Genomic DNA, 26,544 nt, shown 5'->3' on the forward strand with positions numbered 1-26,544 from the left:
CGCCGTCACAGGTGCGGGGCGTCGCGCACATGCCGAGCCGGCTGCGGCGTTGAAGGAGGAGGCCGGGAGATCGCCATCACCAGCCCCTCGACGAGCAGGGCGAACGGCTGGTACGGCCGGTGCCCGGCGGCCTTCCGCAGCTGCTGGGCGATGTCACTCGGCTGGGCCGGGACGAGGCTGACGACATCGTGCATGACCACGTCACGGCCCGGGCGCGACGGTCGGTAGGAGATCGCTCCGCGTGCCATGCGCACGACGTTGCCGAGGGGGCCATCTCCGCCCGAAAACCCGGGGCCACCAAGCCCTGGATCAAGCGGCGCCGCTGCGTACCGTCCCCGATCCGATCACAGATCCAGAGCGAATCACCGACCTGAAGATACGCCGACGAGCCCGGCTCGGCGGTGTCCTCCACGAATACTCACATGCCGCTTGACCTGCATGGATCGAATTCTCGGCAGGCGCACTGCCCTCGGCGGCGTGCGCATGGCCTTCGGTGAGAAGGCCGGCCCCGTCGACAACGCCGCCCTCGAGGCTCGGCCCGACGTCCTCATTTACACCACGTCCGTGCTCAAGGAGGACGTGGAGGTTATCGGTGAGGTGAGCGCCGATATCGACTTCCGCTCCAGCCTGCCGTACGCCGACGTCTTCGTCCGGCTGTGTGACGTCGATCCCGGCGGTCGCTCCGTCAACGTCTGCGACGGGCTCGTCAGCTTGCACGATGCGGACGCGACCACGGCAGCGCAGGTGCGGCTGTGGCCCACGGCGTACCGGTTCCGGCGCGGCCACCGCATCCGTGTCCAGGTCTCCAGTGGTGCCTTCCCTCGCCACAACCGCAACCCCGGCACCGGCGAACCCGCGCCACCGCCACCATACTGCGCGCCGCCGACCAGCAGGTCTTCCACGATCCCAGACACCCGTCCGCCGTCGTCCTCCCGATCGGCCAGCACTCACCGCTCGGCGAAGGCCAGGTTCGAGCAGCCGTCACTCCTGCTCCGGTCACCAGCCCTCCAGCGGTGGCACAGCAGTTCCCTCGAGGCGTGCACGAGCAGAAAGCGGCACCCGTCAGCCGAGGCCCGCGCCCTCGTTTCAGCTTGGCGGGGCCGTACTCTCCCGGACGGTCAGGGTGGTCGCGATCTCCAACCCCACCTGCGTGATCTCCTCGCCGCGCCCGAGGGCCAGCGCCAGCTCGGTCGCGGCGATCGCCATCTCACTCAACGGCTGGTGCACCGTGGTCAGCGGCGGGTCGACCCACGCCACGACCGGCAGGTCGTCGAAGCCGACCACACTCAGCTCCCGGGGAATGGACAATCCCAGCTCGCGGGCCGCCCGGTAGACGCCGAGCGCTTGCAGGTCGTTCGCGGTGAAGATGGCGCTCGGCCGGTCGGGCCGGGCGAGCAGATCACGTGCCGCGGCGTAGCCGTCCTCACGGGTGAGCAGGGTGCGCACGACGAGGCCATGGTCGGCGGGCAGGCCGGCCTCGGTCAGCGCGGAGAAGTAGCCGGCCAGCCGGGCACGGCAGAACGGGTGATCCGGGCCGCTGATCATGGCGATGCGGCGGTGCCCCAGCTCGATCAGGTGCCGCGTGGCCGCCTGGCCACCCCTCCAGTTGGTGGCACCGACGAACGGCACGTCGTCCGGCAGCTCATCGATCGGGTCGAAGACGACGAACGGGATGCCCTTCGCCTTCAGCTGGTCGCGCTCCGCCGGTGAGAGCTGCGCCACCGACAGGACGCAGCGCGGACGACGCCCGACCGTGTCGTCGATGGACATGCCTGAGGAGTCGTGCAGGCCGAACTCCGAGACCATGACCCCGGCGCGTTCCCGGCGGGCCACCCGCTCCACCCCGCGGATGATCTCCACCGCCCACATGCTCTCAAGCTCGCGGAACACCAGCTCCACGATGTTGTTGCGGCTGCTCGATGTGGGCTTGCGGTAGCCGTACTGATTGACCAGCTCTTCGATGCGGGCACGGGTCTGTGCCGACACTCCCGACCGTCCGTTGATCACCTTCGAGACGGTGGGGATGGAGACCCCGGCGGACTCGGCGATGTAGGCGATGGTGACCGATCCCGGCCCGCCGTCCTGCGAGCTCTGCTCGTCGGCCGCGGGTTCGTCCGACCGGTTGTCCGTCACGTTCGCCCTTTCTTCCGGCGGCGAGCTGCTGCACCGCCTGCACTCCCACCTCAAGGGCTACGTGGGGACCGACATCGCCGAGCCGGTCGTGGCCCGCCTCGGCACGCTCGGGCTGCCCGGCGTCGAGGTGGTGCGGGCCGCCGCGCACGAGATCAACGGCGACGCGGTCCGCGTCGCTCTGGCCGACCTCGGCGAACGGCCCGACTGCGTGCTGCTCAACTCCGTCACCCAGTGCTTCCCGAGTGTGGAGTACCTGGCGGCAGTGCTTCGCGACGCGATCGACGCTGTAGCTCCTGGAGGAGTCGTGATCGTCGGCGACGTACGTCACTCCGGGCTGCTCTTGGAGCACTGCCGCAGCCTGGAAGCGACGGATGCCGCGGCGGAGTCGCGTGCCGCAGCCGACACCGAGTTGCTGTTCGACCCGATGACGCTGGCAGCCGTCGCCGCGCGGTCGAACCGGAGTGTCGCCGTCAGCCTCTACGCCAAGACCCTGACGGCCGACACCGAGCTGACCCGGTACCGGTTCGACGCCGTACTGCACGTGGACGCGCCGGCCGGCCCCGCCGCCACCGTGCACGCCTGGGACGAACTGGGACCTGATCGGGCGGGCGCGCTTGCCGCACTGGTGGCCGGGGACGATCCCGTCCGGGTGACCGGCATCCCCAACGGACTCCTCCGGTCCGTTCCGGGAGCGGAGTCCGGGGCGAGCCTGCGCGCGGTGGTGGAGGGCACCGACAGCGCGGTGTTCCTTGATCCCGCCGACCCGGCGCTCCTGCAGGTCGCGTCGCCTGCGGAGGCCGCCGCCCTGCCCGTCGACGCGCTGGCCGGGGTGGGCAGGCCGCACGAGCCGCTGGGCGCGTTCGCCCGCGCGAGGCTCGTCGAGGTGGTCAGGCGAGAGCTCCGTCGCGCGGGACTGCCGATCCCCGGGCAACTGACCACACGGGTCCCGGACGGCGCGGGCCGGGACGCGATCAGCCTGGCCGGGAGTGCCGCGGAAGCCGACCGCGCCGGACGCCTCGCGCTTGCGCGGACCGGCAGAACGGGAGCGCGACTGCCCGCCGATCGGGCTGCTCAACCGGTGCCCGACACTGCACTCGCCCACCTCCCGGCTGCTATCCGGACCTTCGACGAGATCGCCCTGCGGGCGCTGGTCGCCCTGATGAGCGGTGTCCTGCCCCAGGGGGGCTCGCGGACGGCCGAGGAGCTCGTCGCAGCACTCGGTACGGCGCCACGGCATGCATGGATCGTCCGACGCTGGCTGGAGGTCCTCAGCGCGGAAGGGCTCGTACGACGCGACCCCGGCGGCCGGTACGAGGCCACGGCCGAACCGGAGCGAGCCGGGGACGACGGGGACGACCTCGAACGCGCCTGCGCCGCGCTCGGTTACCCGGACGAGATGGCGGTCTTCTTCCGCACCGCCCTGGCCCATCTGCCCGAGCTGCTGCGGGACGAGATCATGGCCCAGGCGCTGCTCTTTCCCGACGGTGACCTGCTCACCTCGCTCAGCAAGGACCAGCACAACGTCAGCAACACCTATCTGAACGCCGCTCTTGGGCACGTCCTCGCTCGCGCCGCGGCCACCCGTGCGAGGCCACTACGTGTCGTCGAACTCGGCGGGGGAGCGGGAGGGAGCACCGCAGCCGCGCTGGACGGGCTCGGAGACGCGGAGGTGGATTACCTGTTCTCCGACGTGTCTCGATTTTTCACCATGGCGGCCGAGGACCGGTTCGGCGACCGGCTCCGCTACGCGCTGCTCGACATCAACGCCGATCTCGTCGCCCAGGGTGCGGAACGCGGCGGCGCCGATGTGGTGATCGCCGCCAACGTCCTGCATTGTGCCCGGAATGCGGGACGGTCGCTGCGCTGGCTCGGGGAGCTGCTGGCGCCCGGTGGCCTGGTGGTGGTGACCGAGGCGATCCGCGAGCACTACCTGGTGCTCGCCACGATGCAGTTCCTGATGTCCCCGCGCGAGGGTCAGCCGGATCTCGGCGTGGGCGACCGGCGAGGTGGCACGGGCCGCGTCTTCTTCACCGGAAGGGAGTTGCCTGCCGAACTGGCGGAGGCAGGGCTGCGTCCGATCTTGGAACTGCCGGGGGCCGCCTCGCCGCTGGCTGCCCCGGCTCAGCACCTGTTCGTCGCGGCGAAGCTCTGAACGGAGGGGCGGTTTCCCGCCCCTCCGTTCAAGCCAGCGTCACCGGCAGCCCCGCGCGGAACAGTTCCTGCTCCAGCCACACGGCCGCCCGTACGCCGTCGGCGGCGCTCGGGCTCACCAGCGTCACCGGATCCGGCACGGCCTTCAGGTGGGCGGCGTCGCCGGCCGCGTAGACACCGGCGACGCTGGTCCGGCCGTACTCGTCCACCTCGACGCAGCCGTCCGGCAGCAGCTCGCAGCCGAGTCGCACGGCCAGCTCGGTGTTGGGCCGGGTGGGGGCACGGTGGTAGACGGCCTCGCGTGTCAGTGTCGTCCCGTCGGCGAACCGCAGGGTCAGCGCGTCCAGGTCACCTTCGATGCCCGTGAGAGGCGTCTCCTTCACCGGGATGCCGCGAGCCTTGATGACTTCGGCGACGGGCTCCGGCATGGCGGCAGGGCCGTTCGTGCACAGGATCACGTCGTCGCTGTAGCGGTCGGCGACATAGGCGGCCAGCATCGCGTCGGCGCCGTTGCCGATGACGGCGAGTACCTTGCCGTTCGTCTCGTAACCGTGGCAGAAGGGGCAGTGGTAGACGCTCTTGCCCCACCGCTCAGCCAGTCCGGGAACATCGGCGGGCTGGTCGGTCAGTCCGCTCGTCAGCATCAGCCGGGACGTCTCGGCGCGTTCTCCGTCCGCCAGGGTCACCGTGAAGCGGCCCGACTCACCTTCCACTGAGGTGACGCGTCCCTGCCGGAACTCCACCGTCGGATACGTCGCGAGCTCGGCGCGCCCGTCGGACAGCAGGAGTGCGGGGGAGCCGCCGTCCCTGCCGAGGTACATGTGCATCTCCGCGGCGGGCGCGTTGCGGGGCTGTCCGGCGTCCACCACCAGGACGCGGCGGCGCTGGCGGCCCAGCACCAGCGCCGCGCTGAGCCCTGCCGGTCCGCCGCCGATCACGATCACTTCGTACATCATGCGTCTCCTCTGCTGATGAGGTACATGCCAAGTTCGGCCGGGCCGGTGGGCGTGGGGCTCAGGCCGTGTCCGGCGAGTTCCGCCTTGAGCTGCGGCTCGTCGAGGACCCACCAGTCGTAGGTGGCGGTCACCTCGCCGACGAGCCGGTCGTCGTGGTGGGTGCGGTAGGTCATGTGCCAGGTGACGCGGTCGGAGCCGGTGGGTTCCGCGCGGGCCCAGCCCTCGTAGCGTCGCCGTCCCAGGCGTACGTCGGCGGACCGGGCTTGCGGCACCGCCGCCGGTTCGGTGGGGGGTTGCAGGTTGAGCACCGCCCGGCCCCCTGGGACGAGGCGCTCGGCGAGCAGGGCCCAGATGCGCTGCCGGTCGGCGGGAGAGAAGTGTCCGAGGACGTTCATGGCGACGACGGCGCCGAGCCGGGGCGGCAGGTCGACGTCCAGCAGGCCCTCCGGCAGCACGGTCACCCGGTCACGCAGCTCGGCGGCCTCGTTCACCCGGGCCAGCAGGACGGACCGCAGCCCAGGCGACGGCTCGACCGCCACGATCTCACCGCCGCACGCCCCGGCGATCACCCGGGTGCCGTGCCCGCCACCTGCCCCCACGTCCACCACCGGATCGGTGACCCCGCGCAGCGCCTCTTCCAGGGGCGGCCCCAGGACCGCCCAGTGCGACGCGATCATCACATCGATGAATTCCGCTGATTGCTCGTACTCGTCGGCCACACGCATCCTCTCGTAATGAAGTGATAACCATAATCATTTCGAGAGATTACGGACACGGGGAAGCGGCCGTCAAGAGTCGGCGCTGCCGCCGGTCATGGGCGCAGGCCCGCCCCGATGAGGGAGGTGGCGTCCAATTCGCGCGTATCCCGCTCGGCCAGCAGGTGATCGAACGTGACGCGTACCCGGTCGACGGCGGCGTCCGGAAGGCCGGTGAGCATGCCGCGGAAGCCGCTGCCGAGCACGACCTGCCAGGCGAGTGCGTCGTCCAGGGGGATGCGCAGCGGGGCGCGGGTCACGGTGGCCCGCGTCAGGCCGAGGCCGGTCAGCCAGGCGGCCAGCCCTTCCTCCGTGGCGAGCCGGGACGCCGCCTCGCTGCCGGCGGGCGGGGCGGTCGGGGTCTCGCGCACCCGCGCGACCGCCTCGGCGAACAGGCGGCCGAAAGCCTCCATCGCGCCCTGCGCCCACGTGGTGACGACCAGCCGTCCACCGGGCCGGAGCAGTCCGGCCAGGCGGGTGACGGAGGCGTCCATGTCCGGCAGGAAGAAGACGCCGTGCACGCACTGCACCACGTCGTACGGGAGGCCGTCCTGAGCCTCCCACGTGGTGACGTCGGCCTGGACGAAACGGACGTTCCGCAGGCCGTCGGCGCGGCGGCGGCCGTGGGCGAGGAGTGCGCCGGCGAGGTCGACGGCGTCCACGTGCCCCTGCGCCCCGGCCGCCTCCGCAGCCGGGACGGCTGAGGCGCCCGCGCCGCAGCACACGTCCAGGACGCGCTCGCCGGGCCGGATGCCGGCGGCGGCGACGGTCGCTTCGCCGATGGGGCCCCACAGCAGCGGCGAGACCTCGGCGTAGTGGGCGGCGGCGCTGTCGAAGACGGTCTCGATCATGCGGGTTCCTTTCGGGGTCTGCGGAGTTGCCAGCCGCGGGCGCGGACGCGTTCGTCCCAGAAGCGCGCGTACGTGCCCCCGGTGGCGAGGAGGCTGTCGTGGTCGCCGTGCTCGGTGATGCGGCCCCGGTCGAGGACGAGGATGCGGTCGGCGGCGACCACGGTGGACAGGCGGTGGGCGACGACGATGACGGTGCGGTCGTGAGCCAGTTCGGCGAGGGCGTCGGCGACGGCGGCCTCGTTGGCCGGGTCGAGGGCGGCCGTGGCCTCGTCCAGCAGCACGATGGGGGCGTCCTTGAGCAGGGCGCGGGCGATGGAGACGCGCTGCTTCTCGCCGCCGGACAGGGTGGAGCCGGCCTCGCCGACGCGGGTGTGCCAGCCGTCGGGCAGGCGCTCGACGACCTCGTCGAGACGGGCGACGCGCGCCACCCGGTCGAGGTCGGCCTGGGTGGCGTCGGGCGCGGCCATGCGCAGGTTGTCGGCGATCGTGCCCTCGAACAGGTAGACGTCCTGGAACACCTGCGCGGTCAGCCGCGAGACCCCCGCGCTGCCCAGGTCGCGCACGTCCCGGCCGCCGATGAGGATCGCGCCCTCGGTGGCGTCGAAGAACCGGCCGAGCAGCTTGAGCAGCGTGCTCTTGCCCGCGCCGGACGGGCCCACGACGGCGGTGAAGCTGCCTGCGGGGATCGTGGCGTCGATGCCGTCGAGGACGAGGGGGCCGTCGTCGTAGCCGAAGCGCACGCCGCGCAGCTCGATGCCGGTGCCGGCGGGTTCGGCGGGCTCGGCCGGTTCGGGCAGCGGCGGCACCGCGAGCAGGGCCCTGACCCTGCCGATGGCGTCCGCGTTGACCTGGACGGTGCCGGCCAGCTCGCCGAGCTGGGAGATCGGGTCGAGCATGCGCAGCGTGACGATCATCAGGCCGATCATGACCGCGACGGTCATCGTGCCCTGCAGGGTGAAGACGACCGTGAGCGCGATGACGGTCGTGACCACCAGTTGCAGCGCGCCGAAGAACGCCACGAGTCCCCACGCCCCGCGGATGGTGAGGCGCGACTGGGAGCCCTGCTGGCTGACCAGGGACTCCTCCAAGGTGCCGAGCTCGGGCCGGTCGAGAACCCCGTAGGCGCGCAGGGTGGGCTGCTGGCGGGCATACTCGACGATGCGGGAGGCGCTGACGCCGATGTCGTGCTCGTAGTCGTCGTCGTTGCGCCGCACGATCGTCATGAGCAGCCGCAGCGCGAGCGCGCACAACAGCGCACCGGCGGTGAACGCCAGGCCGATCCGCCAATCGAGCACGAAACTGCCGATGACCATGGTGGCGGGCGCGGTGACGCCGACGACGACGTGGCGTAGCAGGTGGGCGGGGATGTTGGCGACGTCCATCGTGCCCTTGCCGAGCATCCGCCCGATCGGCCCGGTGCGGTCGCCGCGGAACCAGCCGATCGGCAGCGTCGCCAGATGGTTGCCGAGGCGCTCGTGGAAACCGGTCAGCACGTCGGTGCCGACCACGTACCCCAGAGACGTGCTCCAGGCCAGCAGGACGTGATGGACGGCGACCGAGGCGGCGATCGCGCCCGCCCACAGCCAGAAGCGGCCCCAGTCGACCGGCGGGCTGGTGAGGGCGCCCACGAGGGGGGCGACGAACAGGTACGCCAGCCCTTGGAGGACCCCCTGCCCGGCCTGGGCGGCGAGCATGACGCGCAGGTGGCGCCGGCCGCGTGCGTCGAGCAGCTCGGACAGGTAGCGGATCATGGCGATCATCAGCGGGCCTCCAGCCTCTGCGCGGCGTCCTGGCGGGCGCGCTGGTCGTGCTCCCACAGCTCGGCGTACAGGCCCTGGCGGGCGAGCAGGTCCTCGTGCCGTCCCTGTTCGGTGATGCGGCCTTCGTCGAGGACGACGATCCGGTCGGCGCCGCGGATCGTGCTCAGCCGGTGTGCGATGACCAGGACGGTACGGTCGCGGGCGACCTCGCTGAGCGCGTCCTGGATGCGGGCCTCGTTCTCGGGGTCGGCGCTCGCGGTCGCCTCGTCGAGGACGAGGATCGGCCGGTCGGCCAGGATGGCGCGGGCGACGCACACCCGTTGCCGTTCGCCCCCCGACAGCTCCGCGTCCTCGCCGGCCACCGAGTCCAGGCCACGTGGCAGTTCGTCGAGCCGGTCGAGAATCCGGGCCTTGGCCGCCGCCGCGCGCACCGCCTCGTCGCCGGCGTCGGGGCAGGCCAGGCGGATGTTGTCGCGGATGCTCATGCGCAGCAGCGCCGAGTCCTGGAAGACGAAGGCCACATGCCGGTACAACTCGGCGGGATCGATGTCGCGCAGGTCGACCCCGTGCAGTTCCACGGAGCCTTCCTGCGGGTCGTCGAAGCGGGGCAGCAGCTTGGCCAGCGTGGACTTGCCGGACCCCGACGGGCCGACCAGGGCGGTGACCGTGCCCGGTTCCAGATCGAGATCGACGCCGTCGAGCGCGACCGTGTCGCCGTAGGCGAACCGGACGCCGCGCAGGCGCACCACCGGACCGGGAGCGCCCGGCTCGGGAACGACGGGGTCGGCCGGGATGGGCAGTTCGGGCATGGAGAGCACGTCGCGGATGCCGCGCGCCACGCCGAGCGCCGTGACCAGCGGATGGACGGACATCATGACCGTCATCAGGCCCGACGTGGTGACGGTCCCGAAGACCAGGAACGCGATGAAGCTGACCGGCGGCAACTGGCCGACGGCGGTGAGGAGACCGCCCGCCGCCGCCATGACGGCCAGGACGCTCGGCGGCGACAGCAGGATCTCCGAGATGACCGAGGCCGTCGTCGTCGCCTTCGCCCAGTCGAGGAAGAAGCGGGCGAAGTTCCGTGACACCTCCTGGAAACGCCGGCCGGCCATGCCGGGCGTGCCGAACGCCTTGACCACCCCGATGCCGTTGACGAACTCGACCGCGGCTCCGCTCAGCCTGGTCAGCCACGCCATGAACTCGGGGTACTTCGTTCCCGCGCCGGCCATCGCGCGCTGGTACATGACCAGCCCCGCGACGAGCGGGACGAGGCTGACCAGCGCCATCCGCCAGTCCACGACGAACAGGTAGCCGATCGCGACGACCATCGGGACCGCGGCGGCCGTCACCTCCACTACCGAGTGGGCGATGAGCTGGTGCAACGCGGCGACGTCGTCCTCCACCGTCTTCTTCACGACGCCCGAGTTGCGGTCGGTGAACCAGCCGAGAGGCAGCCTGCGCAGCTTGCCCAGCAGCTTCCGGCGGATCCGGAAAGACACCCGGATGTCCGCCAGATGCGTCAGCACGCCCGCGCCGAAGGTGCCCAGCTGTTTGACGGCCAGGGCCACCAGCGCGACGACGATGATCGGCCACACGTCCGTGTCGCCATTGAGCAGGCGCCGGCTGATCTCGACGACGGCGATCAGGGGCGCCATCCCCGCCAGGGCGCTGATCCCGGTCACGACGGCGCTGCCGATCAGGGTGGCACGGGCGGGGGCCAGTACTGACGGTGTCTCTCGGGCCGAGGAGGTCGTGGTAGCGGACATGGGGCCATCCCTTGCAGCGGAAGCCGACGGCGATCGCAGTAAATGATAATCATTGTCATGTAATTTCGTAACCCATCACTCTGTCGTGCTCAACTACCCGGTCATCCTGAGCGGGTGGCGCCGTCACCGCCGCAGGTCTCGGTATCGTGCTGGTCACCCGGACCGTCGGCTTCCTCGCCCGCCGCCGCAGCCATGGTTTCCAGCAGGCGCGGCTTCCACCCGGACGGGGCGGCGCGTCGTCCGCCGCACCGAGGGGGCCGTGCCGCTGCACCGTGACCCGGACGCCGAGCGCATCCGGGAGCTGATCGGCCGGTTCGCCGCGGCCGCGCAGGAGGTGGAGCCCACGCTGCCCAGGTTCGCCTTGGACGAGGGCGAGATTCTGGTACTGGACAACTACCGCTGCTGGCACGGCCGTGACGGGCACAGCGGGGAGCGTCTCGTCCGGATCCTGACCGTGCGTAGCGCCGATGCCCGCTGACGTGCGCCTCGGCTCGCGTGCCCGCAGCTACTTGATCGCGATGAATCCCTCGAAGGCGAGATATTTCAGGATCGTTCCGTAGCTGGCGAAGCCGGCCTCCCTGAGGCCGGAGAGGTTGTCGTTGGTGGAGCCCGGCTGCAGCACGCCGAGCAGGCTCTCCTTCTTGTTGAGGATCTCTTCCGGGGTCAGTCCGGCGTTGCGCTTGAAGCGGTAGTGCAGCGTCGTGATCAGGTCCTCAAGCTGGGCGCCAGGCGCCAGGACCTTGTCGAACATGAAGAAGGCCCCGCCGGGACGGAGCGCCTGGCAAATCCGGTGCAGCACCTGCCGCCGATGCCCCGGCGGCAGGAAGTGCATGGTCAGGTACGCCACCACGAAGTCGCACTGCTGAAAGCCGATTGCGGTGAGGTCGCCCTCTACGACCTCGACGTTGTCGAGATCGGCGCAGCGCTCGCGGGCGGCCTTGACCATTGCGGCCTCACGGTCGACCCCGATCCAGTGAGTGGCGCTGTTGGCCGGGCCGTGGGAGGCCAGGCGGTGCAGGAGTTGGCCGGTGGCCGAGCCGAGTTCATAGCCGACGCGCGGCTGGTCGCGGCCGAGGAAGCAGGTGGACAGGTCGCAGACGAGGTCGTGCCCGGCGTCGTAGAGCGGCACGGAGTGGCGGGCGTGATCGACGAACACCGCGGGGACGTCGCCGGAGAAGACCCACGATCCGGGTGAGGTGACGGGAAGGGAGGCCACGGCGGATCACGCTTTCCGGTACGCCGAGATGTTGCGGGTCGAGGAGGCCGTGAAAGGCGCCTTGTCCCAGCTCGACCAGCGTTCGTGCAACCGCATGCCGGCGACGCGGGCCATCAGGTCGAGCTCGGACGGCCAGACGTAGCGGACCGCGCCGGGACGCAGCTGGATGCCCTCCCTCTCGCTCAGCCTGATGTGGCAGGTGCGCATCTCCTGGGTCACGTGGTCGGCGGTCGAGACGAACAGCGAGACCGCGTCGGGCTTGACGTTGGAGGCCCAGGCCCTGCCGTTCTCCAGGACGCCGCTGGCCGGCGCCATCAGCTCGACGACGAAGAAGCCGCCAGGTGCCAGGTGCGCGGCGACGTTCTCGAAGCACTGCACCTGCGCCTCCTGCGTGGTGAGCGCCGACAGCGCGAAACGGGAGATGAAGGCCAGGCCGAACTCGCCGTCGACCTTCACGTCGGCGAAGTCGCCTTCCACGACCTGGATCTCGTCGCCACGCGGTTTGGCGCGCAGCTGTTCGAGCATCCAGGGGGAGTTGTCCACGCCGGTCACGGCCAGCTCGCGGTCGAGCAGCGGGAGGGCGAGCCGGCCGGTGCCGATGCCGAGCTCCAGCACGGCCCGCCCGGCGGCCAGCCCGGCCAGGTAGTCGGCCGCGTCCTGGGTGTCGGGCTGGTCGCCGAACTCCGCCTCCCAGCGGGCCGACCATTCCGGTCCGTAGGCGACGGCATTGAGGGCGTCGGCGTCTTTCATCGTCGGCATTCCTTTCACGCGTGGGGGAGAGGGAAGACGTTCAGCTCTGTCCTGGCGGGCCAGCCGAGCTTGACCGCGGCGTTACGCAGCCGGTCCGCGCCGAGGTAGGGGAAGGCGGCGGCGAAGTTGCCGGCCAGCCCGGGAACGAGCGTTCTGGTGACGTGTAGCCCGGTCGCGGCGACGTCCGGGGTGGTGAGGTCGACGGCGATTACCTCGTAGCCGGCCTGCTCGACCCGCTGCCGGTAAGTGCTCAGGGAGCGGTCGGGCATCGTGGACACGGACGAAGCCGGGATGGTGATTCCGGAGTCCAGCCAGCTTCGCACCCGCTCGACGGCGCGGGGGTCGAGGTTGACCTGCATCTGGCATTCCAGGTCGCCGACGTCCCTGAAATCGGGGCGGAAGCTGTCGAGGTAGGCGCGGTCGGCCCGCCACTCGTGCATGAAGTGCCGCGTCTTGCGTCCGGCCCGGACGGCCTCCCAGTACAGGCCGTCCGGATTCTGCAGGTCGCGTGCGATCTCCTGGAGTGTCAATGCTTCGGCCCAGGCCTTTTCCGCCGCGAGCTCGACGGTGTCGCGGCAGCCGAAGCCGATCGTCAGGATCTGGTCGCTGGTGTGCTCGACGACACCGGCGACCACGGGGACGTCGAACTCGTTGGCCAGCTGAATCAGCCACGCGCGCTGACAGGGGGTGCCGTCGAAGAGCGCGGCCAGGCGCGGCGTCGGTTCCAGGGACGGCAGGGCGGGCAGATGGGCCCACCAGACCATGGTGGCGTCCCGCTCGATCACCTCTTCGAGCCCGGACCGTACAGCGTCGTCGAAGGATTCCCCAGCCGCCACACCCGAGTAGTACAGGGGGTTCGTGACGGGCTCATGGTAGTAGGGCCCGACGTAGTAGTTGCAGTAGGCCAGGCTGGCGGGCACCCAGACCGGCCGGTCATGGGTAAGGGAACGGCCCGCGATCCAATGCACCGGCAGGTCGCCGTCGAAGCGAACGAAGGGGAACCCGTCCGCCGCGTACTGAGCTTCGGAGAACAGGACGATCGACTCGGGTGCGAGGGCGTTCTCGCCGGCCTGCCGCAGCTTGGCGTAGGACGCCTTGCGTAACAGCTCCGGCTGGATCCAGTTGGCGCAATAGCGTTCCACGCTCTCCCCGATCGCCGCCGCCCGCGCCCCGGCCACGTCGCCGAAGGTGCTGGCCCCGCACAGGACGTTGGTGGCCCAGGGGAAACGCCGGTTCATATCGGCGACGTCGGCCTGCACGGTGGTCAGGGCTCGCGGGATCGACGCGTCGTGCTCGATGGCCCTGGTGGCCGCCACGATGCCGATGCGGTCGTCGAGTAGCAGGTCCGCACCCGTGATCCGGTGGTTGATCACCTCCGGGTACGAGCTTCGCGGCAGAGGGAGGAACGGATGGAGCCGGATGCCCGGACCCGCGGGGTCCACCTCGACCTCGTTGCCGGCCAGGGCGCAGGGCTCGCCGGCCAGCCAGCGGCGCAGCTCGACCAGGAACATCGACACGAGATAGGTCAGCACGTCCGGGGGAGGCGGGCGCAGGCCGCCGGTCAGCGAGGGATGGAGGAGCGCGTCGGCGAGGTCCGGCCGCTGCGTCACGCAGGCCCGGCGGGTCAGCAGGTCCCGGTACGGGGCGGTTCGGCCGGGCTCGATGGCGGGGCCGAAGTAGCACTTGCCCTGGTCCAGGAAGAAGCAGGTCCACGGTCCGGTGTGCTGGTCGTCCACGCGTAACAGCAGCTCGGGGTCGAATCGCGTGGTCAGCAGCGCCAGGGGCCGGTCGAGCGGCACATCGCCGCCGATGGGGTGCGTCTGCTCAGCAGGCGCGGCGAGCCTCGTGACGATGGGATGTAAGTCAGCATCGGCGAGGAGCACGGGCGCCTGCGGGGTTTCGACGAGGGAGCCGGTCGAGACGAGCAGGCCGGTCAGTTCCGGCCACGGCGGCGACGCGCCGGGTGGCGTCGCGGCGAGGTCTTCCAGGGCGCGGACGACGTCCGCCGCAGGCCGCTCGATCTCGAACATCCGGCCGTCCGGTGTGATGAGCACTGTTGCGTCCTCGCCCAGAGGACGTACGTCCACGTTGACTCTCGGAATGTGCTTCAAGATCGCATCCTTGTCGCGTCGGGGGCCGTGGGGCCGGATGTGTGCCGGCCCCACGGGTTTCACCTCGATCAGCTCCAGCGGAAGGCGCGGAAGCCCGTGCTGTGGTTGTGCGGCGCGACGGTGTCGCGGCGCCGTTCGGTGCTGATTTCGCGGATCATGCGCTGACCTCCTTTCCTGTGGGTGGTTACTGCAGCTGGTGGCGGACCAGCCGGGCGTAGGTGCCACCGGCTGCCACCAGCTCCGCGTGCGTGCCGATCTCGGCGACCCTGCCGTGATCGAGCACGATCAAGCGGTCGGCGGTGCGGATCGTGGAGAGCCGGTGGGCCACCAGCAGGGTGGTCCGGCCGGCGCGGACCCGGGCCATGGCCAGACCCAGCAGCCGCTCGCTCTCCGCGTCCACGTTGGAGACGGGCTCGTCGAGGATGAGGATGGGCGCGTCGCGCAGCAGCGCGCGGGCGATGGCGATGCGCTGCCGCTGGCCCCCCGAGACCCGTGCGCCCCATTCGCCGACGACGGTGTCGTAGCCGTCGGGCAGCTCCTCGACGATGAAGTCGTGGGCCAGCGCGGCCTTGGCGGCAGTCTCGATCTCCTCCTGGCTCGCGCCGGGCCTGCCCAGCGCGATGTTCTCGGCGGCCGTCCGGTTGAGCAGGTAGATCTCCTGCGGCACTACGGAGATCAGCCTGCGCAACTCCTGGTCGGACAGGTCGCGCGGGTCGTGACCGGCGATTCGCACCGAGCCCGATTCGGGGTCCCAGAAGCGCAGCAGCAGGTTGGTGATCGTCGACTTGCCCGCGCCGGAGTGTCCCACGAGCGCCACCGTCTCTCCCGCGGAGATGTCGAAGGTGACGCCGGAAACGGCCGGCGGCAGGCTGGGGCCGTACCGGAAGGAGACGTCGCGGAAGGAGACATCGAGCGCCTGCGGCAGGGCGGGCAGCGGCGGCGGAGCGGCCGGCTCGGGGGCCATGGCGGGCGCGTCGACGACCGCGAAGATCCGCTCGCCCGCTGCGGCGACAACGCCGAGCTCACGGGCGGCGTCGCTGAGCTTGGTGACGGGTGCCAGCGCGGCGGCGGCCAGCACGACTGCGGTCGGGAAGAGCACCACCGGCATGCCCCCGGTGGCGACCATGACGGCCGAGCCGGCGAGCACGCCGACGACTCCCAGCCCGATCAGCAGGTCGGTCACGGCGCGTTCGACGCCGACCCGGCTGCCGTGGGCCAGCTGCGCCTCGTGCAGGTCTTGGCCGTGCTCGCCGAGCCGGGTCAGGAAACGCTCCTCCTGGCCGAACGTGGCGATCTCGCGCAGCCCCTGCACGCCGTCCACGGCGGTGGCGTTGAGCCTGCCGAGGTGCAGCCGCCACGCGCGGCCCTGGACGGTCGCCCGCTTGCGCAGCCAGGCGGGAACGAACGCCACCAGGACGGCGATCGGCAGGATGACGAGGGCGAGCACCGGATGGATGAACCACAGGGCCGCCACCGACCCGGTCGGCACCACGACCGCCACGCACAGCGGGCTCAGCGTGTGCGCGAAGAACACCTCCAGCCGTTCGACGTCGTCCATGACCGTGGAGGCCAGGTCGCCGGAGCGGTGCCCCTTGGGGTGCGCGGGCGCGATCCGCTCGAAGCCCGCGTAGAGCCGCTCCCGGATGTCGACCAGGATCCGGAAGGCCATGTCGTGGGCGATGTGCGACTCCACGAAGGCCAGCACCGCGCGGGGGATCACCAGGCAGGCCAGCACGATCAGCCCGGGGCGCAGCTCGGCCACGCCCGCGCCGGTGATCGCGGTGCCGGCCACCCAGGCGCCGACCGCGGCGATCGCCACGGTGAGGGCCTGGTCGAGCACGCCGCTGCCGATGGCGCCGGTCAGGTGCAACCGGTAGGGCCGCACGACGGCCAGCAGGGGGCGGAGACCGGAGATCATCGGCTCACCGCCTGCGCCGCCACGAGCTGCTGGTAACCCGCAGACCGCTCGAGCAGCTCGGCGTGGGTGCCGGCGTCTGCGACCTGGCCGTGGTCGAGCAGCAGGATGCGGTCGGCGTCCCGTACGGTTGACAGCCGGTGGGCGATGACCAGCGTCGTACGGCCGGCGGCCAGCCGGTCGAGAGCCTGCTGGATCTCTGCCTCGTTGGCCGAGTCGATGCTGGAGGTCGCCTCGTCGAGGACGAGGATCGGCGCGTCTTTGAGCAGGGCGCGGGCGATGGCGATGCGCTGCCGCTCCCCGCCGGACAGGGTGGCGCCGCGCTCGCCGACCACGGTGTCGTACCCGTCGGGCAGCCTGGTGATGAAGCCGTGGGCGCCGGCGGCGATCGCGGCCGCCTCCACCCGCTCGGGACCGGCGTCCGGCCGGCCGAGCAGCAGGTTGTCGCGGACCGTGCCGTGGAAGAGGTAGGTGTCCTGGGCCACCACGGAGATCAGGCCGCGTAACCGCGCCAGGGACAGTTCCCGGATGTCCTGCCCGCCGACCAGGATGCGGCCGGACCTTGGGTCGAAGAAGCGCAGCAGCAGCGCGACGAGAGTGCTCTTGCCCGCGCCGGATCGGCCGACGATCGCGACCGTCCGGCCTTCCTCCACCGCGAACGACAGCCCGGCGATGACGTCCTGCCCGTCCCTGTAGCCGAAGGACACGCGATCGAACGAGATGGACGAAGACGCCGGCGGCGGCTGCGGATGCCGCGTCTCGACGACGGCCGGCGAGGCGTCGAGCAACTCGAGGATCCCACCAGCGGCGGAGATGGCCGGGTAGGCGGAGTGGTAGGCCTTCTGCAGCTCCTCCAGGGGCCGGAACGCCTCACGGGCCAGGAGCAGGACCAGCAGCAGCCCCAGCACGTCGAGCTGCCCGGTGGCCAGTCGCACGGCTCCCAGACCGATCGCGAGGGAGACACCCGCGACCGACAGCAGCCCCATCGCGCCGGTCCGCAGGTTGGCCACCGCCACGAAACCGATCGAGGCCCGGTAGAACTCGTGGGATTCGCGCGCCAGCTCACGTCCGCGCTCGCGGCTGACGCCGAAGGCCTTCAGCGTCGTCATGCCCTGCAGCACGTCGAGATAGTCGGCGCCGAGCCGGCGCCACAGCCCCCAGAACCAGCCGGCCCGCTCGGCCTGCAGGCGCCGGGCCAGCAGGGGAGTAGCGGTGATCGCGAGCGCACCGGCGAACAGGACGCCGCCGACGAGCGGATCGACGAGGACGAGCCCGATCAGGATCGCCAGCGCGCCGAGGGCGGCGCCCAGCAGCTGGGACAGGAAGCGGCTGACGTACACGTCGATCTTCTCCACGCCGTCGACCACCGTCGCCTGGGTGGCGCCCGTCCGGTTGGCCGCGGTGTAACCGGGCCCAAGCTCGAAGAGCTTGGCGTACAGGCGCCCGCGCAGGGAGTTCTTCACGGCCCGCCCGGTGGTCACGGTGACCAGCTCGCGTGCCCACAGCAGGACCGCCCTGGTCACCAGCATGCTCCCGACGACGGCCAAGGGAACGAGCACGCCCTGCCACGGATGTCCGGCGAACACGACGGCCAGGGCCTGGGCGATCGCGATGCCCTGCCCCACGTGGGTCGCGGTGATGGCGAGCGTCACCGCCGTACCGAGCGCCAGCCACCCGCGCGCGCCGGCGGCCAGACGTAACAACCGTGGAGTCAAGGGGGCAACCCGTTGCCGAGTCGACGCAGGTTTGATAACCGTTGTCATGTTCAAGGACGCTAACCCGGCACCCGCGGGTGTGCAACAGCAGAGGAGAAAATGGATGAAACGCTTATTCTGCGCACTCCTGGCCGCCGGGCTCACCGCGTGCGGAGCCGCCGGCCCTCCGCCCCGGGCGGCGCCCGGGCGGCCCGGCTGCGTGACGGAGTTCTCGGCCGAGAAGAACTACTTCCCCCACCAGGTGAAGGCCGAGTACGCCAAGGGCTGGCAGGTCCGCTACGAGCGCTCGTACAAGGTGCTCAAGACGACGGTGCAGGCGGCGGGCGGGCACGCGAAGGCCGGAAGCCGCGAGATCGACAGCACCTACGTGCTGCTGCAGTGCGGCGCCCCGCGACCCGAGCTGACCGGCGAGCTGGCGGGCGCCACCGTCATCGAGGTCCCCGTCAGGACGATGGCCGACGGCGGCAGCGTCCTGTACGCGTCGCTGGAGAAGCTCGGCAAGGCCGACGCGCTCGTCGGCTACGCCGAACCGTTCATCGGGGACGTCGAGGCGCCCTACCTGCCGAAGATCGCCGAGCGGATCAAGGCGGGCAAGGTCGCCGAGATCGGGTACGAGGTCAACTACGAGGCGCTGGCCGACGCCGATCCCGACTTCTACACCAACTACGCCGGGGACGACCAGACCTTCAGCAAGATCGAAGAGCTCGGCATCCCGATCGTCTTCTACTTCCCCTACTCCGAGACGCCGCTCGGCGCGGCCGAGCAGATCAAGTTCCTGTCGCTCTTCTTCAACGCCGAGCAGCGGGCCCAGCAGGTGTTCGACCCGATCGAAGAGCGCTACCTGAAGCTGCGCGCCCAGATCGACGCGCACGTCGCCGGCCAGAAGAAACCCAAGGTACTGATCGGCACCGTCGGCGAGTCGGGGTCGGTGACCACCAGGCAGCGCGAGCGGTTCGAGCCCCAGCTCATCCGCGAGGCCGGCGCGGAGCCGGTGCCTGACCTGCCCGGCGGCGGCATCGCGACCCTGTCACTGGAGAAGTTCCTCGACGCAGGAGCCGACACCGACTACTGGATGGATCTGGTCTTCTTCCCCAAGCACAAGACGGGAGCCGACTACATCGCCGGCGACGACCGGCTCGCCCGCCTGCCCGCCCTGGAGAACGGCAGAACGTTCCATCGCGTGGGAGCCCGAGGGGCCGACTACTTCCTCAACGGCGCGCTGGAGGCCGACCTGATCCTGCGCGACATGGTGAACCTCCTGCACCCGGAACTCCTGAAGAGCGGCGATGAGCTCCAGTTCGTCAAGCATGTTCCGGCCGAGTAGCCTGCGCCGCGCCGTCGTCCTCGCCGTGCTCGCCGCCGGTGTGCTGGCCGCATTCCTGGCCACGCTGGCCTGGGGGTCGGTCAGCGTGCCGCTGGACGAGGTCATCGCCATCCTGCGCGGGCAGGACCCGGCCCGCAGGACCTGGCGGGCGATCGTCCTCGGACTGCGCCTGCCCCGCGCGACGACCGCGGTCCTCGCCGGGACGGCGATGGGCCTGGCCGGGCTCGCCATGCAGACGCTGTTCCGCAACGCCCTGGCCGAGCCGTACGTGCTCGGCGTCACCTCGGGAGCGGGCCTGGGCGTGGGTTTGCTCCTGCTGCCGCAGGGCGCGACCGCAGGCGTGGGCGCCTCGCTGCTGGCGGGACTCGCCCCGCTGCACGGGCTCGGCGTCGTCGGCGCGGCCGCCCTGGGCGCGTTCGCCGTCCTGCTGGTCATGCTGGCCATCGCCGGACGAGTGCGGAACATGGTCATCGTCCTGGTGGCGGGCATCATGGTCGGAGCCTTCCTCGGCGCGATCACCAACGTGCTGGTGTTCTTCGCCCGGCCCGAGGCCGTGGTGGCCTTCACCCAGTGGCAGTTCGGCAGCTTCGAGGGCGTGAAATCCGCCCAGCTTCCCGTCCTCGCCGCCGTCGTGGCCGCGGGCACACTCCTGCTGACCCTCTTCGTCAAACAGCTGAACGTGTCGCTGCTGGGGGAGCGGTACGCCCAGAGCATGGGCCTGTCCCCGCGGCGGGTACGGATCGTCGCCATCGCCGCCACGGCCCTGCTGTCCGGCGCGGTCACCGCCTACACCGGGCCGATCGCCTTCCTCGGCATCGCCGCACCGCACCTGGCACGGGGCCTGCTCGGCACGGCCGACCACCGGCTGCTGATCCCCGGCTCGGCGCTGCTCGGCGCGATGATCGCCCTGGCCGCCGCGATCTTCGCTCAGCTTCCTGGAACCGGGCTCATGCTGCCACTCAACGCCGCCCTGGCCCTGCTCGGCGCGCCCGTCGTGCTCCACGTTCTCCTGCGGATCAACCGCACCGGCGGAGGCTTCAGTGTCTGACGTACGGCTGGCCACCACGGACCTGACGGTGGGTTACCGCCGCCGCGCCGTGCTCTCGGACGTCAACGTCACCTTGCATGCCGGGGAGCTGGCCTGCCTGATCGGCGCGAACGGCATCGGCAAGTCCACCCTGATGCGCACCCTCGCCCGTGCCCAGCCACGGCTCGCCGGGCGCATCGACCTGCGCGGGCGGCCCATCACCGACCTCTCCCCTCGCGAGCTCGCCGCCGAGCTGGCCATCGTCCTCACCGACCGGGTCGCCGCCGGACAACTGCGCGGCTACGACCTCGTCGCACTCGGACGCGCCCCGCACACCGGATGGTTCGGCCGGCTCGACGACACCGACCGGCGCGTGATCGAGCAGGCCCTGGACACCACCGACGCCGGGCACCTGGCCGGCCGGCCGGTGTCGGAGCTCAGCGACGGCGAGCGGCAGCGCCTGATGATCGCGCGGGCACTCGCCCAGCAACCGTCCGTCCTGCTGCTGGACGAGCCCACCGCGTTCCTCGACGTGGCCGCCCGGCTGCAGCTCATCAAACTGCTGCTCTCCTTGACGCACGAGCACGGCCTGGCCGTCCTGATGTCCACCCACGATGTCGAGCACATGCTGCGGCACGCCGACTCGGTTTGGCTGATCACTCCCGAGCACGAGCTGGCCAGCGGCGCACCGGAAGAGATCGGGCTGGCCGGACACCTGGAGCACATGCTCAACGATGCCGCCGCCTTCGACCCACGAACCGGCACCTTCACCTGGGACACCCGCCACTTGGCCACCGCACGCATCACGGCACCGCACGACTGCCCGGCCGACCTGCTGGCCTGGACTTCCCGTGCGGTGGAGCGCGCCGGATACCGCATCAGAGAGCATCACGCCGACATCACAGTCGAGGTGCGTTCGCCCGGCCGCTGGCTGGTCGGTCCCCACGAGTTAGGCTCGGTGGCGACACTGGTCTCCTATCTGCGAGACGGCCGATGACCGTGGGTAGGTCCAGCGGCCGCAGGCGCGTCGTCCCACCCATGCCCGCTGTCAGGCGATCGGAGGATGATCCTTCCCACTCCGGCCGTGATGTCCCGGACTCGTGCTTTGGCGCGGCCGTGGTGGTTGCTCGTGGCCGAGGCGAGGATGCATCGCGAGCCTGGGCTCATGCAGGCGGGCCGATGGCGCGGGCCGCCTCTGGTGTTGCTCGTTCGCCGACGGCCGTCCTGCGTGTGCCGGGGTGGGCCTGCCCCGAGCATCGACGTGGTGGAGAAGGGATGTGCCGCCGTTGCGGCATGGGCTCGGCACGATGCACGGCCAGCATGACGGTGGAGAACTCGTCAGCTCGGGACCTGTCAATTTGATCAACTGCGCCATGAGGCGCTGTGAGTTCGAGTGGGGGGTGAGACCCCCACCATCGTCCTGTCGCAGCAGGGTGGTGAAGCCGAGGGCAGCCTGATCCAGGTGATGCTGGGGAGGGTGGGAGCAGCCCTGACAAAGCCGGGGTGCGCCAGCACTGCCAGATGGCGTAGGCCCGGCGAGCGTGGCGGAAAGGAGTACGCGAGGAACCGGCGCTATTACGTCCTTGATATTGACACCGGCTCGAACCTGGCGGATTAGGGCCGGACGCGGTGCGTCCCGACGGATTTGATCACGTGTCGGGAAGGGGAGGCGCCGAGGCGGGTGGCGTAGTTGTGGCGGGCGTACTGCTCGAAGCTCGGCATCTCAAGGTCCTGCATAGGGTCGTAGTTCGGGTCTTCGATGCCGTGGCAGCCCTTGGGGTAGCCGTGCGGCCGGTTCTCGCCGCCGAGCGTGACCAGCGAGGCGAAGTCATCGGCGACCTGGCGGTCGTAGCAGGTCTCGAAGTCTTCCTTGCTGTTCCTGCCCCGCCGATGCGCCATTTGACCAGCCAGGACTTCGCGCCGTTCTTGGCCGTGCGTTCTATGACTCTGGCCACCCGCGCCCCCTTTGACGTACTGGTGGCATGGTGACGGACGCCGGGACTGGTGGGCGACGGGGACGCGCGGAGATGATCGAACGCCGACTGCAGCATGGCGAGATGCGGGAACATCGGGGAAAATCGACCAAAACAGGCCCTTTGACCTGCGGTGATATCGGTAGGGCGGGTGGGACTTGAACCCACGACCCACGGATTATGAGTCCGATGCTCTGACCGGCTGAGCTACCGCCCCTAGATGAAGTTATGCACCACACAGCAGGCCCCAGAAGGATCACACCAAGCCCACCGCAAGCTAAGGCTAGAGCATCAACCCCGTCCATGGCGCCCACCCGACCGGACAAAGAGGCCCTCTACCAACATCATCCCACGCCCCCACCCCCAACCAGAGACGGACGAGCAACGAAGCGCAGGCAGTCAGGACCCGCGTCTCGCCGCTCGTCCGCCAAGAACGACCGATCCCTACGGACGGTTCAGGCCAAGCGTGTAAGAGCCGGACCCGCTGTAAGCGTGCACGCGGTACCGGTAGTACCCGGCAGCCCCGTTGTAGGTGATGGTCTCGTCAGGGTTGGGGCTGGTGCCGCTGGCCACCACGGCCCACGAAGCCCCGTTCCACCTCTGCAGGTAGACGTCGAAGTCAACCCCGGCGGGCCCATCGAGGCAGGCCGCGTGCGTACCGGAGACGGTCGCCTGGTAGTAGGAGCCGTTCGGCTGGTAGGCGTTCTGGTTGGAGGTCAGTGATCCGCTGTACGTCTCCTCGTATCCCTGGCATCCGGGAGGCGGCGGGTCGGTGCCGCCGGAGGTGACGAGGGTGAGGCCGCCCACGGAGAGGATCTCGCCGATGGGCTGGAAGTAGGTGGTTCCGCCGACGGAGCAGTTGCCGGAGCCGCCGGACGTCATGCCCTGGGCCTGGTCGCCGGAGATGAACGATCCACCGGAGTCGCCGCCTTCCGCGCACACGTTGGTGCGGGTCAGGCCGGAGACGGTGCCTTCCGGGTAGTTGACGGTGGAGTTGAGTGCCTGGACGGTGCCGCAGTGCCACTGTGTGGTGGAGCCGGAGCGGCAGATGGAGCCCTGGGGCTGGGTGACGGCGGAGCCGCGGACGGGCAGGATGCCGGCGCTGTAGCCGTTGACGACGCCGGGGGCGGTCCAGTTGGTGTTGGTGGCGACCCAGGCGTAGTCGTTGCCCGGGAACGACGAGATCTGGAACGTGCCCTGCGCCACCCGGTTGAAGCCGGTCGTGGTGATCCCGTTGGCGCCGCAGTGGCCGGCGGTGGTGAAGCCGAGCTGGGTGCCGCGCCTGGCGGCGAAGCCGATGGAGCAGCGGTAGCCGTCCGAGGTGTAGTAGGCGTCCCCGCCGCGGATGTCGTAGAACAGGCGCGGGCGTTCGGCCGAGGCCTCGTACGTCACGGCCGCGGGGTCGGAGAGGCCGCTGGCCGCGACCCAGGTGCGGGCGGCCTGCTCGTCGCTGGTCAGGACGACGACGGAGTTGCTCTGCGGGGAGACGGCCCAGCTGTGCACGGAGGCCGGCGGGGCGGTGCGGTCGAGGCTTTCCTTGGCCGCGGTGAGCTGCGCGTACGAGCGCGGCACGACGCGGGCGGTGGCGCCGGCGCGAGTGATCGCGGCCGTGTCGGCGGCGGACGTGCTGGCCACGACGAGCGCGCTTTCTGCGCCTTCGTACCAGATTCCGGCATAGCGGTCGCCGAGCTTCTTGCTCAGGCCCGGTGCGGCGGCGTTCCCGCGGGCCTCGTTGGACAGGCGGTTGATCGCCTGTTCCTTGCTGATGCCGAGGTCGCGCTGCAGGGCGTCGACCACGCCTGACGGTGGTTTCGCGGTGGCGACGGCCGGTGCCGTCGTCACGAGTAACGCGCCGATCGCGACCGCGATCAGCGCCGGGGTGCGGAGCATGGGTGTCTCCTCGCTGCTGGGGGTGCCGTCACGGTAACGGCGGTCCCAGACGCGGAGGAGTATTACTTTGCCCCTATCGCCGTGTTATGGAGCGGTGCCGTAACCCGGATTTCGTACCAGCCAGTCGTAGTAGACCGGGCTCCTGCGTACGGCGTCCATGTGGGCCTGTTTGGCCTGACCGACGACCCAGGCGGCCTCGGGCGCGGTGGGGTGGCGGCCGAGGAGCTGCCGCCAGCGCAGTGGCGCGCCCGCGAGCGGCACCATGATCAGCCCCTGGGCGGCCTGGTGGGTGGCCTGGCAGAGCACGACGGCCCGTCCGACCTGCGCGAGGTGGGCGCAGGTGGGCACGTCGGTCTCGTAGATCGTGCCAGGCGTGAACCCGGCTCGCGCGCAGGCCATCGCGAAGCAGTCCGCGAAACAGCCGTCGCCCGGCGTCACCGCCCACTGCTCTCCGGCGAGGTCGGCCAGCTCCACCTCCTTCTCCTTGGCCACCGGATGTTCCTCTCCGACCAGGCAGAAGACGGGATCGAGGCTGATCGTCTCCCATAACAGCGTGCCGGTGGGGGTGCCGGAGTCGCCGCAGGCCCCGGTCAGCACGTAGTCGAGGCGGCCGAGCTCGACCATGCTGTTCAGCTCGTGCGTCGACCATGACGTGTACGTGCTGACCTTCCGTTCCGCGGCGAGCCGGTCGACCAGCCCGCCGAGTATCGGCCCGTTCGTGGCGCCGATGCGGAAGCCGGGGGAGGGGGTGTGAGCGAAACGTACGGCTTCGTCCTGCAGTTCTTTGGCAGCGGGAAGAAGGACGCGTGCTCTGGCGAGCACGAGTTCGCCGAGGCGGGTGGGCCTGGCGCCGTGGCGGTCACGCTCGAAGAGGGCGCCGCCGAGCACCCTCTCGATGCGCTTGAGCTGTGCGGTCAGGGCCGGTTGTGCCAGCCCGAGCAGGGACGCGGCCTTGCTCACACTTCCCGCGTCCGCGACCGCGCGGACGATCCTGAGGTGCCTGAGCTCGAGGTCCATAACGGGAAGGTAAGGCGACGATCTCTTACAAACAATGCCTTTATGTCAGGAATTGTGACAGATATTGGTCGGGGGTTCCTGGGGTAGGGGGAGCGCATGACGACCATGGGAATCGATCCGGCCCAGCTCAGCGACGATGATCTGGTTCGCGAGCTGCGCCAGTTGCACACGACCCGGAGCGATACTTTTTTCCACGGGTCAGACGACGCGCTCGACCGCCACACCTCCCGCACCAACGAGCTGGAGGCCGAATACCTCCGCCGCTACCCCGACCGCGAGGTCGACCCGTTGCGGCTGAGGGAGGGAGCGAGGCAGCGCTCATGACAGAAGGTCACGACGTTCAGGCCCTCTCGGACCTGGACATCTACGTGTACGAGGCCGTCGCCTCCCAGGCCGTGGAGTCGGGCGGCGGCGGCGCCGAGCTCGGCGGGGTCGTGCGGGCGGCCGGCCTGACGGAGGAGGAGGTGCGGGCGAGCCTCACGCGGCTGATGGAGCAGGGGTACGTGGTGCCGTACGGCGACGGTTACGGGCTGGGGCCGCACACGTTCGAGGTCGAGTACTGAGAGTTCGTCACTGGCCGAAGGCGGACAGGGCCCGCAGGACGGACGCCTGTTCCGCCGTGACGCCCGACGCGCGCTGCCGGGCCGCCTCCCCGGGCGTCAGCCCGGCCGCGCACCACGCCGCCACCTCCTCCAGCGGGACGGCGCCCCACCAGGCGGCCATGACCTCCACCGCCGGCCGCCCGGTCGCGCGAGCCTCGGCCGCCGTGAAGCCGAGCGCCCGGAACACCCGCGCGTCCCCCTGATCCACCCGGCGCCGCGCCCACTCCGCCGCCTCGGCCCCGTCCCATCCGGCGTCGGCGTAGGCGCGGGCCACGTCGGCGGGCACGCCTGCCCGCAGCAGCCGCCGCAGCACCTCCACCACCTCGTGGGCGGGCTCGGCGGGCTCCGGCGCGGCCAGCCGCGCCCGCCAGGGGATCCGGCGCGGGCGCTCGCCCGCCAGGTGCCTGCGGGCGGCGTCGTGCGGGGCGGCGCCCAGCTCGTGCCAGCGCACCGCGTCCTGCGGCGTCATGCTGGCCCGCTGCCAGGTGACGACCGTGTCCGGGGTGGCGGCGGCGGTGCTCCAGAGGCGGGCGTCCGCTGGGGCGGGCACGCCCCCCGCCCGCCCGGCCGCCCCCTCCCCCGGGCGGGAAACCCCCCCCCGCCAGCCCCGCCCCCCCCCCCTCGGGGAGCCG

The 26,544-nt window shown here is 70.9% G+C and carries 23 protein-coding genes, 1 tRNA gene and 1 pseudogene; 8 read left to right on the forward strand and 17 right to left on the reverse strand.

What is annotated here, in order from left to right; all coding sequences use genetic code 11:
• Positions 1-5: 5 nt before the first annotated feature.
• Complete coding sequence (locus tag FXF51_RS41270) at positions 6-248, reverse strand: hypothetical protein (RefSeq protein WP_148440206.1); 243 nt, start codon at positions 246-248, stop codon at positions 6-8.
• A 235-nt stretch (positions 249-483) separates the two neighbouring features.
• On the opposite strand from FXF51_RS41270, the pseudogene FXF51_RS63095 reads away from it, so the two are divergent.
• Positions 484-804: pseudogene (locus FXF51_RS63095) on the forward strand (CocE/NonD family hydrolase); the annotation flags it as partial.
• 282 nt (positions 805-1,086) lie between these two features.
• On the opposite strand, the gene FXF51_RS41280 reads toward FXF51_RS63095, so the two are convergent.
• Positions 1,087-2,133, reverse strand: coding sequence for a LacI family DNA-binding transcriptional regulator (locus tag FXF51_RS41280; protein WP_148440207.1), 1,047 nt, complete (start codon positions 2,131-2,133; stop codon positions 1,087-1,089).
• Between FXF51_RS41280 and FXF51_RS41285 the strand changes: the two genes are divergently transcribed.
• Positions 2,123-4,285: a class I SAM-dependent methyltransferase gene (locus FXF51_RS41285; RefSeq protein ID WP_148440208.1), complete on the forward strand. Its 2,163-nt coding sequence runs from the start codon at positions 2,123-2,125 to the stop codon at positions 4,283-4,285. The two genes, FXF51_RS41280 and FXF51_RS41285, sit on opposite strands and share 11 nt — an antisense overlap.
• 28 nt (positions 4,286-4,313) lie before the next feature.
• On the opposite strand, the gene FXF51_RS41290 is transcribed toward FXF51_RS41285, so the two are convergent.
• From FXF51_RS41290 to FXF51_RS41310, 5 genes are all read right to left on the reverse strand, one after another.
• Positions 4,314-5,240, reverse strand: coding sequence for an NAD(P)/FAD-dependent oxidoreductase (locus tag FXF51_RS41290; protein WP_262380158.1), 927 nt, complete (start codon positions 5,238-5,240; stop codon positions 4,314-4,316).
• Positions 5,237-5,965, reverse strand: a complete 729-nt coding sequence (locus tag FXF51_RS41295) for a class I SAM-dependent methyltransferase (protein ID WP_222871684.1) — start codon at positions 5,963-5,965, stop codon at positions 5,237-5,239. Before FXF51_RS41295 ends, FXF51_RS41290 begins: the two co-directional genes overlap by 4 nt.
• An 86-nt stretch (positions 5,966-6,051) precedes the next feature.
• Positions 6,052-6,846, reverse strand: a complete 795-nt coding sequence (locus FXF51_RS41300; protein ID WP_148440209.1) for a class I SAM-dependent methyltransferase — start codon at positions 6,844-6,846, stop codon at positions 6,052-6,054.
• Positions 6,843-8,606, reverse strand: a complete 1,764-nt coding sequence (locus tag FXF51_RS41305) for an ABC transporter ATP-binding protein (RefSeq protein WP_148440210.1) — start codon at positions 8,604-8,606, stop codon at positions 6,843-6,845. Before FXF51_RS41305 ends, FXF51_RS41300 begins: the two co-directional genes overlap by 4 nt.
• On the reverse strand, positions 8,606-10,372 hold the full coding sequence (locus FXF51_RS41310) for an ABC transporter ATP-binding protein (protein WP_222871685.1): 1,767 nt from the start codon (positions 10,370-10,372) through the stop codon (positions 8,606-8,608). Before FXF51_RS41310 ends, FXF51_RS41305 begins: the two co-directional genes overlap by 1 nt.
• A 259-nt stretch (positions 10,373-10,631) precedes the next feature.
• On the opposite strand from FXF51_RS41310, the gene FXF51_RS63555 reads away from it, so the two are divergent.
• Complete coding sequence (locus tag FXF51_RS63555; RefSeq protein ID WP_316247661.1) at positions 10,632-10,850, forward strand: hypothetical protein; 219 nt, start codon at positions 10,632-10,634, stop codon at positions 10,848-10,850.
• Between the two features lie 27 nt (positions 10,851-10,877).
• Here the strand turns inward: FXF51_RS63555 and FXF51_RS41320 are convergent, their stop codons facing one another.
• From FXF51_RS41320 to FXF51_RS41340, 5 genes are all read right to left on the reverse strand, one after another.
• Positions 10,878-11,588: a methyltransferase domain-containing protein gene (locus FXF51_RS41320; protein WP_148440212.1), complete on the reverse strand. Its 711-nt coding sequence runs from the start codon at positions 11,586-11,588 to the stop codon at positions 10,878-10,880.
• A gap of 6 nt (positions 11,589-11,594) precedes the next feature.
• Positions 11,595-12,338, reverse strand: coding sequence for a class I SAM-dependent DNA methyltransferase (locus tag FXF51_RS41325; protein WP_187414854.1), 744 nt, complete (start codon positions 12,336-12,338; stop codon positions 11,595-11,597).
• A 14-nt stretch (positions 12,339-12,352) separates the two neighbouring features.
• A complete protein-coding gene (locus FXF51_RS41330) occupies positions 12,353-14,449 on the reverse strand; it encodes a YcaO-like family protein (RefSeq protein ID WP_148440214.1) in 2,097 nt (698 codons plus the stop codon).
• 184 nt (positions 14,450-14,633) lie between these two features.
• On the reverse strand, positions 14,634-16,367 hold the full coding sequence (cydC, locus tag FXF51_RS41335) for a thiol reductant ABC exporter subunit CydC (RefSeq protein WP_148440215.1): 1,734 nt from the start codon (positions 16,365-16,367) through the stop codon (positions 14,634-14,636).
• Positions 16,364-18,067: an ABC transporter ATP-binding protein/permease gene (locus FXF51_RS41340; protein ID WP_187414855.1), complete on the reverse strand. Its 1,704-nt coding sequence runs from the start codon at positions 18,065-18,067 to the stop codon at positions 16,364-16,366. Before FXF51_RS41340 ends, cydC begins: the two co-directional genes overlap by 4 nt.
• Positions 18,068-18,182: 115 nt before the next feature.
• Between FXF51_RS41340 and FXF51_RS41345 the strand changes: the two genes are divergently transcribed.
• From FXF51_RS41345 to FXF51_RS41355, 3 genes are read left to right on the forward strand one after another with little or no spacing between them, the layout of a single operon-like run.
• Positions 18,183-19,403 (forward strand): ABC transporter substrate-binding protein, encoded by a 1,221-nt coding sequence (locus FXF51_RS41345; RefSeq protein WP_187414856.1) that lies wholly within the window; start codon positions 18,183-18,185, stop codon positions 19,401-19,403.
• Positions 19,387-20,451: a FecCD family ABC transporter permease gene (locus tag FXF51_RS41350; RefSeq protein ID WP_222871687.1), complete on the forward strand. Its 1,065-nt coding sequence runs from the start codon at positions 19,387-19,389 to the stop codon at positions 20,449-20,451. The genes FXF51_RS41345 and FXF51_RS41350 overlap by 17 nt, the downstream gene beginning before the upstream one ends.
• Positions 20,444-21,427: an ABC transporter ATP-binding protein gene (locus tag FXF51_RS41355; RefSeq protein WP_187414857.1), complete on the forward strand. Its 984-nt coding sequence runs from the start codon at positions 20,444-20,446 to the stop codon at positions 21,425-21,427. The genes FXF51_RS41350 and FXF51_RS41355 overlap by 8 nt, the downstream gene beginning before the upstream one ends.
• A gap of 617 nt (positions 21,428-22,044) precedes the next feature.
• Here FXF51_RS41355 and FXF51_RS41360 read toward each other — a convergent pair.
• From FXF51_RS41360 to FXF51_RS41375, 4 genes are all read right to left on the reverse strand, one after another.
• The gene (locus tag FXF51_RS41360) at positions 22,045-22,329 is read right to left on the reverse strand and encodes a hypothetical protein (RefSeq protein ID WP_148440220.1); all 285 of its coding nucleotides are present in this window, start codon (positions 22,327-22,329) and stop codon (positions 22,045-22,047) included.
• A gap of 217 nt (positions 22,330-22,546) precedes the next feature.
• Positions 22,547-22,620, reverse strand: a tRNA-Ile gene (locus FXF51_RS41365).
• Positions 22,621-22,847: 227 nt separating this feature from the next.
• Positions 22,848-24,293, reverse strand: a complete 1,446-nt coding sequence (locus FXF51_RS41370) for a S1 family peptidase (RefSeq protein ID WP_148440221.1) — start codon at positions 24,291-24,293, stop codon at positions 22,848-22,850.
• Positions 24,294-24,377: 84 nt separating this feature from the next.
• The gene (locus FXF51_RS41375) at positions 24,378-25,310 is read right to left on the reverse strand and encodes a LysR family transcriptional regulator (protein ID WP_148440222.1); all 933 of its coding nucleotides are present in this window, start codon (positions 25,308-25,310) and stop codon (positions 24,378-24,380) included.
• 96 nt (positions 25,311-25,406) lie between these two features.
• Here FXF51_RS41375 and FXF51_RS41380 point away from each other — a divergent pair, with 96 nt between their 5' ends.
• Entirely contained in the window at positions 25,407-25,634 is a 228-nt protein-coding gene (locus FXF51_RS41380; protein WP_148440223.1) for a DUF6158 family protein, read from the forward strand.
• Positions 25,631-25,873: a hypothetical protein gene (locus FXF51_RS41385; protein WP_148440224.1), complete on the forward strand. Its 243-nt coding sequence runs from the start codon at positions 25,631-25,633 to the stop codon at positions 25,871-25,873. The genes FXF51_RS41380 and FXF51_RS41385 overlap by 4 nt, the downstream gene beginning before the upstream one ends.
• Positions 25,874-25,880: 7 nt before the next feature.
• On the opposite strand, the gene FXF51_RS41390 is transcribed toward FXF51_RS41385, so the two are convergent.
• Positions 25,881-26,544: hypothetical protein (locus tag FXF51_RS41390; RefSeq protein ID WP_222871688.1), on the reverse strand; the 664-nt coding region annotated here is incomplete at its 5' end.

Origin of the sequence: Nonomuraea sp. PA05 (assembly GCF_008086045.1) — a bacterium.
Classification (GTDB): domain Bacteria; phylum Actinomycetota; class Actinomycetes; order Streptosporangiales; family Streptosporangiaceae; genus Nonomuraea; species Nonomuraea monospora.